This is a genomic window from Bacillus sp. PK6-013 (genome assembly GCF_054161445.1).
Window position 1 is genome coordinate 2108757 of sequence record NZ_CP096417.1, and the last position, 14389, is coordinate 2123145.

The following is a 14389-nucleotide window of genomic DNA, read 5'->3' on the forward strand; positions in this document are numbered from 1 at the left end:
GAGGGTATTTATGCTAAAAAACATTTTGCTTGAACAGTTTAAAGCATGCTTTAACGAAACGACTTGGTTTGTTTGTTTTCAAACGGCTTCCGCTGATCTTACGGAAAGCCAGGCAAGGCAAAAAGGGGAAGGTTCGGAAAATTCGATTTTAGAAATTGCCAACCATTTGATTTTTTACAACGAGCGCTATTTAAAGTGGTTTAAAGGAATTCCCGTTCCGGCTTTTGATTATACGATCGATGATACGTTTGTAAACAAAAGCGGACTGGGCTGGGAAGAAAGCCGGCAGGAACTGAATACGATCTATAACGAATGGATCGATGCGCTTTCGGCATGCGAAGAGAAGATGCTGAAGGAGCCGGCCCAGCATGATCCGCATTCCACCTGGGCGGAGATTTTGTCCCTTCTCATTCTTCATAACGCTTACCATCTGGGACAAATCGTCACGATCCGAAAACAGCAGAAATCGTGGGACCCTTCAAAAGGCGTCAACTAACGGTGTTGTCAGGCAAGATGGCGGCTTAAGGCGGTCACCCACCCTAAGCCGCAGTTCATTTTGCCTGGGTCAAGCTTCGATTATTGCTTTCAGGTGATAATAGGCGTCTTTTAGCCAGGGATGGACAACTTTCAGTTTATCTTTTTGTTTCCACAAATACTGAATATAAACAAACGCCCCGTGCTCCAGAGAAATTTCAAGCGCTTCACAAAGCTCCTTGATATAAGGCGGAGTCCCTGTCTGATCCCATTCTATTTTGTCCGCTGAAAACAGGACAAGGTCGAGCTGGGAGGGATTTTTTTTAAGCGTTGTATGGCATTCTATTGCATCTAAAATATCTTGATCCGCCACCTGAAACAGGTCCCGCGCCATCACTTTCGACAGTTTTTGATGGATAATCATCGGAAATATCCGTTCTTCGGGCAGAATATCAATACCGAGCGCCTCAGCAGCCGCAATTCTTTTTTCATTAGGGATGACACCGCTGATGTCATGCATAATACCGGCTATTCCCGCTTTTTGTGCAGGAACATGAAAACGCTTTGCCAATTCTTCCGCCGCTTTTTTCACTCTTATCGAATGTTCGGCTGTTTTTTCGTGGTTATGGCGTCTCAAAAATTCAAGGGCATCTGAACATACATCACCTGTGCAACGAACTTCCATCTCTATTCCTTCAATATTCATCAGAGATTCTCCTTTTTGAGGTTGTTTCATGATAAACAAAACACATTTGTTATCTGATTTTACCTTATCATAACATTGACAAATCCTAAAACATACCATTAAAATATTTTGTTAACCGGAAAATAAAAAGAAGGGACTGTCCATTGACTATGTCTGAACTGACAAAACAGCTGATCTATGATATGTATGTTAAACTCCTGCACCTGAACGAACAAAAAGCGGATACTGATCTCAAGGCATTTTTAAAGCAGGCGGCAGAATCTGATGTTAAACGGCTCCCGGGGAATATGACGACCATCCATGTCATCAGCTGTATCGGTCATGATGAACCGATTAATAATACAGGCATCGCCAAAAAAATGAATTTATCAAAAGCAAATATTACAAAAATCAGTTCAAAGCTGCTGAAAGAAGGCCTCATTAAACGGTTTCAATTGACGGACAATAAAAAAGAGATCTACTTCAGGCTGACGCCCAGCGGAAAACAAGTGTATGAACTTCATGAAAAGCTCCATCAGCAAAAAGCGGAACAGTTTCAGAGGTTTCTCGATTCGTTTTCAACAGCAGAACAGGGAGCTATTTTGAAATTTCTTCAAGGTCTGACACTTATGACAGAAACAAATAGGAAACAATAATAATATTATGTTAACTTGAATGAGCGATTGACAAGAAACCCCTTCCAGATTATAGTTGAATTAATGAGTTAGTTATTCAGATAACTAAGAGGTGAAGTGAATGGCGAGGCCGAATGTGACTTCAAAAGAAACGTTGATTGAGGCAGCTAAGCGCCGCATTGCCGGACAGGGTCTGGACAAACTGACGTTAAAGGCGGTTGCTGAAGAAGCAAAGGTGACACAGGGAACGGTTTACTATCATTTCCGGACAAAAGAGCAGCTTGTGTTTGAAGTGGTCCGCGACCTTTGCCGCGCGTCGTGGGAACGGTTGAAAGCAAATGATAGACCCGCTGCCGAAAGGATAAAAGACGGATTGTCATCGGCGAAATCAAGAACACGGAAAGATGCGTATTACCATCAGCTTTTTTTAGAATTGGCCGTTTTAGGTTTTCGAAATGAAAAGATAAACGAGCAGCTTGGAGAACTTCTCGAAGAGGAAAATACGGTGTTGGCAGAACAGCTTTCCGAGATGTGGAAGCGTTCTCCTGTTGACGGGGTTTCTTTCAGCACGTGGGGCATTCTTTTAAACGCACTAATCGACGGTCTTGCTCTTCAGTCGCTGATGTCTTCGGGATTTTCCTCTGAAAAAGTCTACGGGGAATTAGAGGCGGTGCTGCAGATGCTGACGGAAACCGCCGTAAAACAGCATGGAGGGGAGTAAAGGGAGATGGAGATGTTAACTGAAAAACTCGGTTTGGCTCTTGTTTTTTCGTTCGTTGTCTGGCTTGGCGCCACCGTGTTTTTTATGCTGTTCGGCAGTGCGGTTCTTGCCGAACCCGGCCAAGATTCTTTTATGCTCCGCTTTTTGCTTCTTGAAGCCGGAACTTTTGCCCTACTATATGCCGTGATCCTCGCTTACCGGCGAGTTGACAAATCGAGGTTTGCTGCGGTTAAGTTTGGCATTGTAGGGTCGGCAGTCGGTTTGTTTCTCGACACATTTTCTTTATGGCATCATTCATTGATCTTCCCGGCGCTTTCAAAGGGCCAGGTGATTGGATTTGCGGTTTGGATGGTCTTCGCGTATGCCATGTATTTGACGATACCGCTCATACTTGAAAAAAGAAGGTCTGCGGTTTAAATCTTTTATGTAAGATTCGCCCGCTTTATGCTAAAACGGGCGAACGGTCTTTAATCTTGCGGAACCGATTGTTCTGCATTAATGTATCCCGCACCGTAAACATTTGGATCGCGATCTTTCCATAAATCGGTTCCGTCTATTAACAGTTGTTTGATTTCATCAGGTCCTGTCCCTGGGGCTTGCTGAAGAATAAGGGCTGCAATGCCTGCGCAGATCGGCGTGGCCATCGAGGTTCCGGATAATATCATATAATCTGTGCCGACTCTGTTTGCTTTTTGCATCTTATCGAGGAAAGATCCAGGTGAACGAAGCGATGTAATATTTGTGCCCGGTCCCAGCAAGTCCGGTTTAACTTGACCGTAGATCGTCGGCCCTCTGCTTGAATAAGAGGCAACATCATCATCCTCCCGGCTGACTGTATCCCGGTCATCCAAAGCTCCGACTGTAATAATCTTGCTGCTGACGCCCGGGCTGGCAATCGTTTGCGCATCAGGACCGGAATTTCCGGCTGCCGCACATACAACAATACCTGCGTCCCATGCTGCATGAACAGCTTTAACGACCGGATCTTCTTCCTCATTCTCGTAGCGTAACGCATCTGCCCCCAATGACATTGAAAGAATGTCGATCGGATCATCAGGGTTTTCCTCATTGAATTGAATGCACCAATCGATCCCTTGAATGACAGTTTCCAGCGTGCCGGATCCCATTTTGTCCAATACTTTTACACCGACAAGTTCCGCTTCAGGAGCAGGCCCCCGGTACTGACCCGATGAGGCAGCTCCGTTTCCGCAAGCATCGCCGGCGCAGTGTGTGCCATGGCCATTGTCATCATACGGTTCTGTCCTTTGGTTGACAAAGTCTTGAAAAGCCCTGATCCTGCCTTCAAGATCTTTGTGAGGGTATATGCCCGTATCAATGACAGCGATTGTAACACCTTTGCCTGTCAGCGTCTGGTTGTTTCTGATCACCTCTTTGGCACGGCTTGATTCAACCGCTACGTCGAGGAGCGCTTTCACTTTGCGATTTAAATAAATTTTGCGAATGTCACCGCATTGAGATAGAAGCGATTGCAAAGAAGAAGGGGTGACTTCCGCGCTGCAGCAGCTAATGTTGGAAAAGCGATGCTTGATTTTGTTTCTTCTCTTGCTGCCGATCATTTCATTGACTAATTGATAGCCTTTATGGTGGCTGTCTTTTTCAAATTCAATAATGACCGGTATTTTTTTGTTCTTCATTAATATTTTTTCGAAAAATCCGTGTAAAAAGCAAGGGGTCCATTTAAAAGGTTTATAGAGTTTCAGCACGCTTTCTCTCAGCGGCCGGTCCAGTTTATGGGCGTTGGACCTTACCATTTGAACCATATAGGAACCGAACATCCTAGTTCCACCTCATCTCTTATAGTTTATTCTTCCTCTTAATCTATGAATGAAAGGGGGGTCCCGTAAAGTTGGCTGTCCTAAAACGGCGGCAAAAGAGGCCTGTTTCCCATTCGCTTCTGAAAGTGGCAACGGAAGTCCAGGGTTTAAACGAGCCAAAATACATGATATTCTAGTCATGTCAATATCACCCTCTAGAAAGCGGCCAAAGGAGCTGAATTCATGGCAACAATCGAAGATTTTTTAGAGCTGGATATTCGGATTGGGACAATTTTAAAAGCGGAAGAGTTTCCTGAAGCGAAAGTGCCGGCTATTAAGCTTGAGATCGATTTCGGAGAAGAGATTGGCGTCAAACGTTCGAGCGCTCAAATCACAAAGCGTTATACACCTGAAAAGCTTATAGGCCGGCAGGTGACGGCAGTCGTCAATTTTCCGCCGCGGCGGATTGCCGGGTTTAAATCGGAAGTTCTCGTTCTTGGCGGCGTGCCGGAAAAAGGCGACGTTATTTTGCTGGCGCCTGATCAAGAAGCGCCCAATGGAACGAAGATCAGCTGATGCATAAAAGAGAGGCTCCCTCTACCAGAAGGAAGCCTCTTTTTTTATTTCACCTTGAATTTTTTCGTCAATTCTCGCAGATCTTCCGCCATTTGTTCAAGTGTGGCAGAAGACGTACTGATTTCTTCCATTGAAGCCAGCTGTTCTTCCGCTGATGCCGCAATATCTTGTATTCCAGCTGTGCTTTCCCTTGAAACATCGGCGATTTCCTGAACGGCACCGGAGACTTCCTCTGAGCCTTTAGACAATTGTTCGACCGCTGCATTTAGCGTTTGCAGCTTGCCGGCAATCTCATTCGTCATGCCGCTGATTTCGTGAAAGCTCGTTTCTGTTTTCTCGGTAATTTTGAGTCCGGATTGGACTTCATGGTTGACCGATTGAAACATCTTGAGAGAATGTTCGATTTCTTTGACGATTTCCTGAATCAGCGCTTCGATTTCTTTTGCCGATTCCGCTGATTGGGCAGCAAGCTTTCGAACTTCTTCGGCGACGACGGAAAAGCCTCTGCCTGACTCGCCGGCGCGGGCCGCTTCAATCGCAGCGTTCAATGCCAATAGATTCGTTTGATCGGCAATTCCATTAATGACCCTGAGAATTGATGTGATATCTTTCGATTTGCCTTCGAGACCTTTGACGACGCTCTCAGCTTGTTTGACAGATCGATCGATGGAGTTCATCTGGCCGACCGTTTTCTGAACGAGTTCTCCGCCGGTTTCGGCGATTTCTGTCGATTTGATCGATGATTCAGTAATCGATTCCGACACTTCGGTCATTTCGCTCAGATGTTCATTCATTTGGCTGAGTTGCTGCGAGCTGGTTTCGACTTTTTCATTCTGGCTTTCGGCCCCGTTCGAGAACTGTTCGATCGCGGAAGTAATATGTTCTGTCGCTTGGCTCGTCTGTTCCGCGCTTGCTGTCAGCTGCTCTGAAGATGAGGCGACATTCTCAACCGATTCCTGAATGGTGCCGATCAGTGTGCGGAGCGATTCCGCCATATCATTGAAGCTTGTGCCGAGCTGCCCGAATTCGTCATTTGAACGCACTTTAATTTGCTGTGTCAAGTCGCCGCTGCTGATGTTTTTTGCAGATTGAACGAGCTGATTCAATGGTTTGCTGATCGCGCGGATGATAAAGAAAATGAGAATTCCGCCTAGCACCAAAGCCACTGAAAAGACGATAAGAGCCATATAAAAGACGGGCTTTGTGGCGTTTGTTATCTCATCGGAAAACATTGTCCCGGCAATTTTCCAGCCTGTCAGTTTGTTTGTTGCAAACGCCATTTGCTTTTCTTTTCCTTCAAAAGTATATTTGAATTCACCTTTTTCTTTGCCGTAAACTTGGTCAACCCAACTGCCTTCACCTTCAGTTCCGGCTTTAATCTTCGGATGGGCGATATATTTTTTAGATGCACTTGAGATAAAAGCAAAGCCGTCTTTTCCAACTTTGACATCATTTGTCGCTTTAATCAGCTCATCGATATTCAAGCTGAGCGCCGCGACGCCTGACCCGTCTTCATTCTGCTTGGCGATGGTAATGACCGTGTTGCCGGTGGCGGCAGAGGTGTATGGATCAGTGACGATGATTTCGCCTTTTTTCTCAACCGCTTCTTGGAACCATGGCCTTTCCGCGGGATTATAGCCGTCAGGCATTTTCGTATAAGGATGCTGCACGTAGACACCGTCTGCAGAGCCTGTGAACACGGCTTCTACATCTTTATTTTGTCTGGCGTATTGTTCAAATTTTTGTCTTAACGAAGTCTGGCCTTTTTCCTTGTATGCTTTTTCTTTGATCACTTCACTGAAATATGTAATAGCATCCGCTTTTTTTTCGATATTTTGATCGATCGTTTCGTTTAATTGATCCACGCTGTTTCTTGCGCTTCTCATGATTTCATCTTCAATCGAACTTCCCGCCGTATAATAGGAAACACCTGAAAGGATTAAAACAGGGAGTGTTAAAATCAATAAAAATGAGACCGCTAATCTTTTGGAAAGAGATGGATGCTTGATCCAATTTACTATTTTTTTCATTCGCCAAAACTCCTTTTTATAGGTTACGAGATTAATATCGGACAGTTTTCACACTTTTGCATCAAATTTTAAAATTTAGACTTCAAAATAAAATGCTCAACTAAGGCGAAGGCAACAGTTTTCGGGATTGGCTGAAAAAAGGGCTGCATAACTGTTGACAAAGTTTACCTTCGTTTATATACTAATCGGTAAATACAGTGAAAGGAATAGGTATAGGGGACATGAAGCAGTAATCTTATTTTCCATCGTTTTTTTTTATATGAAAAAACGGAAACTTGGAGAATAGGATGAGTATGCCCTTTTATACCTTGCATCAATTTCTGAAATTTGCATGTTTTTTGTCGTGCAAAGAAATGGGATCGGTTCATACCGCTTTCACGGTGCATATTTTGGCATGATATCCTCTCCGGGTTTCCGCGAGAGGTTTTTTGTTGTCAGCCAAAATAAAAACAGAGGTGAACGGTATGACGATCTTAATGAAAATAAGAGGTTTGCAAAAAAGCTTTGGAGAGCAAACGATTTTAAAAAACATCGATTTTGACATTTCCAATCAAGAGCGGATTGGGTTGGTCGGATACAATGGAGCGGGGAAAACAACGCTCGCAAATATATTGAGCGGTCATATAAAAGCTGACAAAGGCACTGTTCAAACAGACCGGACGCTTAAAATCGGCTATCTGCTCCAGTCGATTGAGTACTCCATTCATGACTTCAACAGCATATTAACAGACGATGAGGGCGGGAAATTATATCAGTTGACCAGCCGTCTTGGCTTATCAAAGGTCCAAAGCTGGAATTCCGAGCGGCTCAGTCATTTGAGCGGGGGAGAAAAACTAAAGCTTGCGCTTGCGCACGTCTGGAAAACGATTCCTGACCTCCTCATCTTAGATGAGCCCACCAATCACTTGGATTTAAAAGGAATCAGCTGGCTCCTTGAAGAACTGCAACAATATCGAGGGGCTGTATTGATTATTTCTCATGACCGTTATTTCTTGGATCAATCCGTTTCCAAAATACTTGAGCTGGAAGATGGGAAGTTGCACACTTATCAAGGAAACTATAGTGCATACAGGCAGGAGAAAAAACGGTTATATGAAGAACGTCTGCACCAATATGAAGTCCAGCAAAAGCAAAAAGAAAGAATCGAGTCACAGATTGCAACGCTCCAAAATTGGTCGCAGAAAGCCCACCGTGACTCAACAAAACAGGGATCACGGTCAGAACGAAGGCAGCTGGGTTTTAAAGAATACCACCGGGTAAAAGCCAAAAAGCTCGATAACCAAGTCAAATCAAAGCTTAAACGCCTTGAACAGGAACTTGAAAAAAACAAAGCGGAAAAGCCACAAGAAGCAGAATCTGTCAATTTTCAATTTTCATCGGGAGAAAAAAGGGGCAAACGGATTATCGAAGCGAAAGGCCTGACAAAAGCGTTTGACGGACGCACCTTATTCAAAGACAGCCATTTTTATGTCAAACATGGCGAGAGAATAGGGCTTATCGGAGACAATGGCTGCGGCAAAACGACCCTTGTGAAGATGATGTTGGATGCTGAACCTGCAACAGCCGGAACGCTATGGAAGAGCCGATCTGTAAAGGCCGCATATTTAAGCCAGGATGTCAGTGATTTAAGCGTTGATCAAACAGTGGCTGAAGTACTGAATTTGTCTGACAGAGCCGAAATCGCAAATGCGCGGACCATTTTGGCCAATATGGGAATCAAAGAAAATCGCTTTCATAATGAAATCGGGACATTCAGCCTCGGGGAGCGGACCCGGATTAAACTGGCAGGTATGATTTTAAAGGATTATGATCTGCTGATTCTGGATGAACCGACCAACCACCTTGATTTGCCAAGCAGAGAGCAGCTTGAACAGACATTGCTTGAGTTTCAAGGCACGATCATCATTGTGTCGCATGACCTGTATTTTACAGATCAATTGTGTAACAAACTTCTCGTATTTGAAAATGGGCGCATCACCCGCGTCGAAACCGGATTGAAAGATTATCGGAGCAGAAAGAAACAGCGACATGCAAAACGCGATGAAGAGGAACGGCTTCGCATCGAAAATCGGATGACCGCCGTTCTCGGAGAATTAGCCGGACTCACCCCCCAAGACCCGAGATATCATGAATTGGATCAGGAATTTTCAGAGCTGGCCAAACGCAAACGGGCGTTTTTAGAAAAAGAATAAATGGAAAGAACCATTTGTGTTTTTTAACACAGATGGTTCTTTTTTGTTTGACGTGGTTTAAATTACCACCCATTAGAGATGGCATCCAAGGTAATAATAGGATAAAAATGATGGACTTACTACAGCAATAAAAAAGGGTGATCAACATGTGGAAAACGATTGTTTCCTATTTTCCGGACTGGATGGTCCTGATGCAGGCTTTTTTTGTTTTTTTCGTCCCGTTTGCCATATCAAAAGTATTTCTGTGGCTTCGTACGGCAGGGGATGATTGATATGAGATGGTGGAAAGCAAAAACGCGCAGATTGATACAGTCGTCCAACAAGCCGGAAAAACCTAAAAATGAAGTGCCGGCTTTGGAATCAACGGGGTATTTGACCGGCGATTTTGATCACGACCTGCAAGCGGTCAAAACAGCCTTGGAGAATAACTCAGACGTTCATTTCCGAGAATTCAACTTAGGGCGCACCGGCATCCGGGCGGCGATTGTTTTTGTTGAAATGCTTGCAGATCAAGACCTGATTGACAAACATATTATGAAATCCCTTATGGATGATTTCTCCAAAGAATATAACATTGAGCTTTCTTCATTAAGCAGCAATATACCGGACTTAATCCAAAAGCAGATTTTATCAATCAGCGGAGTATCAGTGGCAAAGCATGTCAGCGAAGTGGTGCCGGAAGTGTTGATGGGTACGGCCATACTGCTGATCGACGGTTCAGCGGAAGTTTTATTGCTGGGAACCGTTAAAAAAAATACAAGGAACATTGAAGAGCCCGTATCTGAATCCTTGGTCAGAGGGGCGCGCATCGGCTTTACGGAAACAATTGGCACAAATACAGCCCTTTTGAGGCAGCACGGCAAAAATCAAAATTTGTCTATGGTTCAATTTCAAGTTGGGAAGCGAGCTGTCAAAAATCTTGTCGTCGCCTATATTAAAGACGTGGCTGAACCAGGACTGGTGGAAGAAGTCAAAAAAAGAATCGAAAAGATTGATATCGATGATGTGCTCGAATCAGGTTTTGTCGAACAGCTGATCGAAGACAATTATCTCAGTCCATTTCCGCAGGTGCAAAGCACTGAACGTCTTGACAGGGTGATGAGTGCGTTAATGGAGGGCAGAGTGGCCATCTTATTGGACGGGACGCCTTTTGTTTTAATCGTTCCGGTTACATTCAGTATGCTCCTGCAATCGCCCGAGGATTATTATGAACGCTGGCTCCCGAGTTCACTGATCCGCATCATGCGAATTGGCGCAGCGATGATCTCGCTTCTTGGACCCGCTTTATATATTTCCTTTATTTCGTTTCATCCTGGGCTGATTCCGAGTGAACTTGCGATTTCTATTACCGGAACGAGGGTGGGTGTACCTTTTCCATCGCTGATCGAAGCGCTCATTATGGAAGTGGCGATCGAAATTTTGCGCGAGGCCGGCCTCCGACTGCCAAAACCAATCGGTCCGGCGATGGGAATCGTCGGCGGTATCATCATCGGGGAGGCTGCCGTGCAGGCAGGCATTGTCAGCCCGATTATGGTCATTGTTGTCGCCGTTACCGCGATTTCTTCATTCGCCATTCCGCAATACAGCGCCGGTATTTCGCTGCGCATGTTGAGATTTGTGGCGATGTTTTGTGCAGCCACATTCGGTTTGTACGGGGTGATTATGTTTTTCCTCATGCTTGCCAGCCACGCGGTGAAGCTGAAAAGCTTTGGTGTTCCATACGCAAGCCCGGCTGTCCCTTATCGTTTGCAAGATTGGAAAGATTTCATCGTTCGCATGCCGATACAGATGATGAAAAAGCGGCCGAAAATGCTAAAAACAGACGATTCGACACGTCAGTAGCAGAGAAAGGAGAAAACGCTTATGATGGTCAGGCAAGAAGAGCGCATTACCACTTCGCAAACAGCTGTTATCATCACCAATTTCCTGCTTGGGACAGGGATCCTGACACTTCCGCGAACGTCTGTTGACGAGGTCGGAACCCCTGATGTTTGGATCACGCTTATATTAGGCGGCTTAGTCGCTCTCTTGGCCGCGGTCATCATGGTAAAGCTCAACCATCAATATCCTGATAAAACCTTTTATGAATACAGTCAGGACATCATCGGCAAATGGATCGGCAGCCTGATCAGCTTGTTTTTCGTATCTTATCTATTGGCCCATTCCGGTTTTCAGGTCCGCTCGATGCTTGAAATCATTCGCTTTTTTTTACTGGAAGGAACACCCCGCTGGGCCATTGTCATGATTTTTTTATGGGTGGGATTATACTTGATCGTTGGCGGTTTAAGTTCGATCGCCCGATTGTTCCAAATCGTGCTCCCCATTACATTTATTCTTTTTCTGCTGGTCGTGTTTATGGGTATCGGAATTTTTGATGCGGACAACTTGCGTCCTGTACTTGGCAAGGGAATAGGGCCTGTCTTAAAAGGAATAAAGGTGACCGCATTGTCTTTTTCAGGTATTGAAATCATTTTGATCCTGATGCCCTTCATGTATCAGCCTCGCAAGGCCATTCATACGGTTGTGATCGGGATCGCCATCCCTTTGCTTTTCTATATGATCACCGTCGTTATGGTAATCGGCGCCCTGTCTATAGACGGGGTGGTATCACGAACCTGGCCGACGATTGATTTGATGAGAAGCTTTGAAATACCCGGTCTGATATTTGAACGGTTTGAGTCTTTGCTGCTGGTCATCTGGATCATGCAGCTGTTCTCCACCTTTGTCATTTCTTTTTATGGTGCAGCATTAGGCCTGGCCCAGCTCTTTAAAACAAATATTCGGCCGATGCTGTTTGCTTTACTTCCGGTGATTTATCTCATGGCCATGATCCCGAAAAATATCAACAACATGTTTGCATTCGGAGATTTTATTGGAAACAGCGGCGTTTATTTAGGCGGCATGACACCGCTCGTCCTGCTGGTGATTTCAAAAATAAAAAGGAGGAAACAAGGAACTGACAGAGGCTGATGATTGAAAAAGGAAAGGGGGGATTTCTCCATGATGGTGAGTCAGCAAGACAAAATTACCGTTTCGCAAACCGTCATCGTCATCACGAATTTTCTGCTGGGAACTGGTATCTTGACACTGCCGCGGACATCTGTGGAAGCGGTTAAGACGCCGGATGTCTGGCTGTCTGTTGTATTTGGAGGATTGATTGCTCTATTGGCAGGTTTCATCATGGTGAAATTAAGCATGGAATACCCCGAAAAAACGTTATATCAATACAGCCGCGATATTATTGGCAAGTGGCCGGGAGGGCTTTTCAGCCTGCTTTTGATTTGCTATTTTCTCGCAACGTCGAGTTTCCAAGTCCGTTCTGTTACAGAGGTTATGGGATTTTACTTACTGGAAGACACGCCGCTTTGGGCGATGGCGATGGTTTTTTTATGGAGCGGGATCTATTTAATAACCGGCGGTATCAATCCGGTTGCCCGACTTTATGAAATCATTTTTCCGATTACAGTTCTTATTTTTCTTGTCGTCATATTTATGAGTGCAAGCATATTCGAGACCGACAATTTGCGTCCGGTTCTCGGGAAAGGGATCGTGCCGGTGATGCAAGGAGTCAAGACAACGTCTTTTGCTTATACAGGCATAGAAGTTCTGCTGATCATCGTTCCTTTTATGAGAAAGCCCGAGCAAGCGTTAAAAGCTACTTTAATAGGTATTTCTTTCCCGATTGTCTTTTATATGATCACCGTTATTATGGTGATCGGTGCACTGTCGATCGATGGAGTGACATCCCGGACCTGGCCGACGATTGATTTAATGAGAAGCTTTGAAATACGAGGGCTGATTTTTGAACGATTTGAGTCCTTGCTGCTGGTCATCTGGATCATGCAAATATTCTCCAATTTTACGATCAGCTATTTTGCTGCTGCTATAGGTCTGTCACAACTCTTGAAGAGGAGGATGGAACCGATATTATTCGGCTTGCTTCCGGTCATTTATCTCATTGCGATGACGCCTAAAAATATCGACCAGCTCTTTCAAATGGGAGATCTGATCGGCAACAGCGCCATCTTTTTAGTCGGGCTCATTCCGCTCATGTTTTTGGTGATATCGAAAGTAAGGAGGAGAAAGTTTGAAAAAAATTAACACCATTCGCTACTTAACGATTGCTTTACTTTTGTTTTTATTAACCGGATGCTGGAGCAGCCACGAAATTGAAGAGCTGGGTCTCACATTTGCGATGGGGATTGACAAAGGCAAAGAAACCGAACTTGAAAAAAAATTTGACGAAATGGGAGGTGATTACCCGAAAAAAGATCGGATCACGATGATCTATCAATACGTGAACGAACAGGCGGCCGGTTCAAAATCGACTGGAGGAAGCACTGATCAAAAATCGTATATTAACGTTTATGAAACGGGGGACTCGCTTCAGCAAATTAACTCTGAAGTAGCATTGAGACAGGACAGGCCTGTATTCAGTCCTCATTTAAAGGTAATTGTCATCGCCGCTGAGCTTCTCCGCACCTATTCGCTGGCAGAACTGCTTGATCAGCCTCTCCGCGATAATGAAATCAGGCCGAGCAGTATGGTGATCGTCACAAGAGGGCGGGCGAGAGACACGCTTGAGCTGAAGGAAACCGGTGAAATGCCGGCGTTTCGACTGCGCAAAATTGTCGAAAATGAATATAAAGCGAAAAAAATTCTTCCTCCTGTGACACTTGCCAAACTGACAGGCAAAATGAGGTCAGGAACGAGCTATCTGCTTCAAAATGTTATTGGTACCGATGGGGAAGTCAAATATGCAGGAGCAGCCGCGATCAACGGAAAAACCAATAAGCTGATCGGTTATTTGGATGAACATGACTTAGAAGGGGTAATGTGGATCACCGGAATGGGAATTGGAGGCACGGTTAAAAGTTATGATCCGGAAGAAAAAAAAGTGACCGCATTTGGTGTCGAAACGATTAAAAGCGACATCAAGCCCATTGTCAAAGGAAACCGTCTTTCTTTTGAAGTGAACGTAAAGTCAGATGGGTATCTTGCGGAAAACTGGAGCACGAATGAAAAAGCTTTTGATAACAAATTTTTAGAAAAAGTCGAAAAAACAACCGCGAAAACCGTAAAAAAAACGATGGAGGACATTACAAAAAAAATGAAAACCGAATACAAAGCAGATCTTGCCGGATTCGGAAACGAGCTGAGGATCAAGCATCCGAGGCTTTGGGAAAAACTAAAGAAAAATTGGGATGAGACCTTTACCGATATACCGATTACATTTCATGTGCAAATCACGATTAAAGAATACGGTACCGTTGGGGATCAGTAACAGAAGCACTTCTAATC

14 protein-coding genes are annotated in these 14389 nt (G+C 44.6%); 11 read left to right on the forward strand and 3 right to left on the reverse strand.

Annotated elements, in window-relative coordinates:
* Positions 1–10: 10 nt before the first annotated feature.
* Positions 11–496, forward strand: coding sequence for a DinB family protein (locus M1E03_RS10790; RefSeq protein ID WP_020451748.1), 486 nt, complete (start codon positions 11–13; stop codon positions 494–496).
* A gap of 69 nt (positions 497–565) precedes the next feature.
* On the opposite strand, the gene yqeK is transcribed toward M1E03_RS10790, so the two are convergent.
* Positions 566–1180, reverse strand: coding sequence for a bis(5'-nucleosyl)-tetraphosphatase (symmetrical) YqeK (gene yqeK, locus M1E03_RS10795; RefSeq protein WP_023855716.1), 615 nt, complete (start codon positions 1178–1180; stop codon positions 566–568).
* A gap of 149 nt (positions 1181–1329) precedes the next feature.
* Here yqeK and M1E03_RS10800 point away from each other — a divergent pair, with 149 nt between their 5' ends.
* The 3 genes from M1E03_RS10800 (at position 1330) to M1E03_RS10810 (ending at position 2932) form a co-directional block, all read left to right on the forward strand.
* Positions 1330–1815, forward strand: coding sequence for a MarR family transcriptional regulator (locus M1E03_RS10800; RefSeq protein WP_186438601.1), 486 nt, complete (start codon positions 1330–1332; stop codon positions 1813–1815).
* 100 nt (positions 1816–1915) lie between these two features.
* Entirely contained in the window at positions 1916–2515 is a 600-nt protein-coding gene (locus M1E03_RS10805; protein ID WP_023855718.1) for a TetR/AcrR family transcriptional regulator, read from the forward strand.
* A 6-nt stretch (positions 2516–2521) separates the two neighbouring features.
* A complete protein-coding gene (locus M1E03_RS10810; protein WP_026579583.1) occupies positions 2522–2932 on the forward strand; it encodes a DUF5367 family protein in 411 nt (136 codons plus the stop codon).
* A gap of 50 nt (positions 2933–2982) precedes the next feature.
* Here the strand turns inward: M1E03_RS10810 and M1E03_RS10815 are convergent, their stop codons facing one another.
* Positions 2983–4311 (reverse strand): S8 family peptidase, encoded by a 1329-nt coding sequence (locus M1E03_RS10815; protein WP_023855720.1) that lies wholly within the window; start codon positions 4309–4311, stop codon positions 2983–2985.
* A 222-nt stretch (positions 4312–4533) separates the two neighbouring features.
* On the opposite strand from M1E03_RS10815, the gene csaA reads away from it, so the two are divergent.
* Positions 4534–4866: a chaperone CsaA gene (gene csaA, locus M1E03_RS10820; protein WP_020451742.1), complete on the forward strand. Its 333-nt coding sequence runs from the start codon at positions 4534–4536 to the stop codon at positions 4864–4866.
* A gap of 44 nt (positions 4867–4910) precedes the next feature.
* Here csaA and tlpB read toward each other — a convergent pair whose 3' ends face one another.
* Positions 4911–6896 (reverse strand): methyl-accepting chemotaxis protein TlpB, encoded by a 1986-nt coding sequence (tlpB, locus tag M1E03_RS10825; protein ID WP_458110782.1) that lies wholly within the window; start codon positions 6894–6896, stop codon positions 4911–4913.
* A gap of 464 nt (positions 6897–7360) precedes the next feature.
* Here tlpB and abc-f point away from each other — a divergent pair, with 464 nt between their 5' ends.
* The 6 genes from abc-f (at position 7361) to M1E03_RS10855 (ending at position 14372) form a co-directional block, all read left to right on the forward strand.
* On the forward strand, positions 7361–9088 hold the full coding sequence (abc-f, locus tag M1E03_RS10830) for a ribosomal protection-like ABC-F family protein (protein WP_145930268.1): 1728 nt from the start codon (positions 7361–7363) through the stop codon (positions 9086–9088).
* Between the two features lie 146 nt (positions 9089–9234).
* A complete protein-coding gene (locus tag M1E03_RS10835; RefSeq protein WP_023855724.1) occupies positions 9235–9360 on the forward strand; it encodes a hypothetical protein in 126 nt (41 codons plus the stop codon).
* A 1-nt stretch (position 9361) separates the two neighbouring features.
* Complete coding sequence (locus M1E03_RS10840) at positions 9362–10930, forward strand: spore germination protein (RefSeq protein ID WP_023855725.1); 1569 nt, start codon at positions 9362–9364, stop codon at positions 10928–10930.
* A 21-nt stretch (positions 10931–10951) separates the two neighbouring features.
* Positions 10952–12058, forward strand: coding sequence for a spore germination protein (locus tag M1E03_RS10845; RefSeq protein ID WP_105981012.1), 1107 nt, complete (start codon positions 10952–10954; stop codon positions 12056–12058).
* A 30-nt stretch (positions 12059–12088) separates the two neighbouring features.
* The gene (locus tag M1E03_RS10850) at positions 12089–13189 is read left to right on the forward strand and encodes a spore germination protein (RefSeq protein WP_023855727.1); all 1101 of its coding nucleotides are present in this window, start codon (positions 12089–12091) and stop codon (positions 13187–13189) included.
* Complete coding sequence (locus M1E03_RS10855; protein WP_095292027.1) at positions 13176–14372, forward strand: Ger(x)C family spore germination protein; 1197 nt, start codon at positions 13176–13178, stop codon at positions 14370–14372. Before M1E03_RS10850 ends, M1E03_RS10855 begins: the two co-directional genes overlap by 14 nt.
* Positions 14373–14389: the final 17 nt, after the last annotated feature.

What these genes read in the sequence shown, in the direction of transcription:
- M1E03_RS10790 (WP_020451748.1), top strand. Translation starts at nt 11, where the DNA reads ATGCTAAAAAACATTTTGCTTGAACAGTTTAAAGCATGCTTTAACGAA.
- M1E03_RS10815 (WP_023855720.1), bottom strand. Translation starts at nt 4,311, where the DNA reads ATGTTCGGTTCCTATATGGTTCAAATGGTAAGGTCCAACGCCCATAAA.
- tlpB (WP_458110782.1), bottom strand. Translation starts at nt 6,896, where the DNA reads ATGAAAAAAATAGTAAATTGGATCAAGCATCCATCTCTTTCCAAAAGA.
- M1E03_RS10840 (WP_023855725.1), top strand. Translation starts at nt 9,362, where the DNA reads ATGAGATGGTGGAAAGCAAAAACGCGCAGATTGATACAGTCGTCCAAC.
- csaA (WP_020451742.1), top strand. Translation starts at nt 4,534, where the DNA reads ATGGCAACAATCGAAGATTTTTTAGAGCTGGATATTCGGATTGGGACA.
- abc-f (WP_145930268.1), top strand. Translation starts at nt 7,361, where the DNA reads ATGACGATCTTAATGAAAATAAGAGGTTTGCAAAAAAGCTTTGGAGAG.
- M1E03_RS10810 (WP_026579583.1), top strand. Translation starts at nt 2,522, where the DNA reads ATGGAGATGTTAACTGAAAAACTCGGTTTGGCTCTTGTTTTTTCGTTC.
- M1E03_RS10800 (WP_186438601.1), top strand. Translation starts at nt 1,330, where the DNA reads ATGTCTGAACTGACAAAACAGCTGATCTATGATATGTATGTTAAACTC.
- M1E03_RS10850 (WP_023855727.1), top strand. Translation starts at nt 12,089, where the DNA reads ATGATGGTGAGTCAGCAAGACAAAATTACCGTTTCGCAAACCGTCATC.
- M1E03_RS10835 (WP_023855724.1), top strand. Translation starts at nt 9,235, where the DNA reads ATGTGGAAAACGATTGTTTCCTATTTTCCGGACTGGATGGTCCTGATG.
- yqeK (WP_023855716.1), bottom strand. Translation starts at nt 1,180, where the DNA reads ATGAATATTGAAGGAATAGAGATGGAAGTTCGTTGCACAGGTGATGTA.
- M1E03_RS10845 (WP_105981012.1), top strand. Translation starts at nt 10,952, where the DNA reads ATGATGGTCAGGCAAGAAGAGCGCATTACCACTTCGCAAACAGCTGTT.
- M1E03_RS10805 (WP_023855718.1), top strand. Translation starts at nt 1,916, where the DNA reads ATGGCGAGGCCGAATGTGACTTCAAAAGAAACGTTGATTGAGGCAGCT.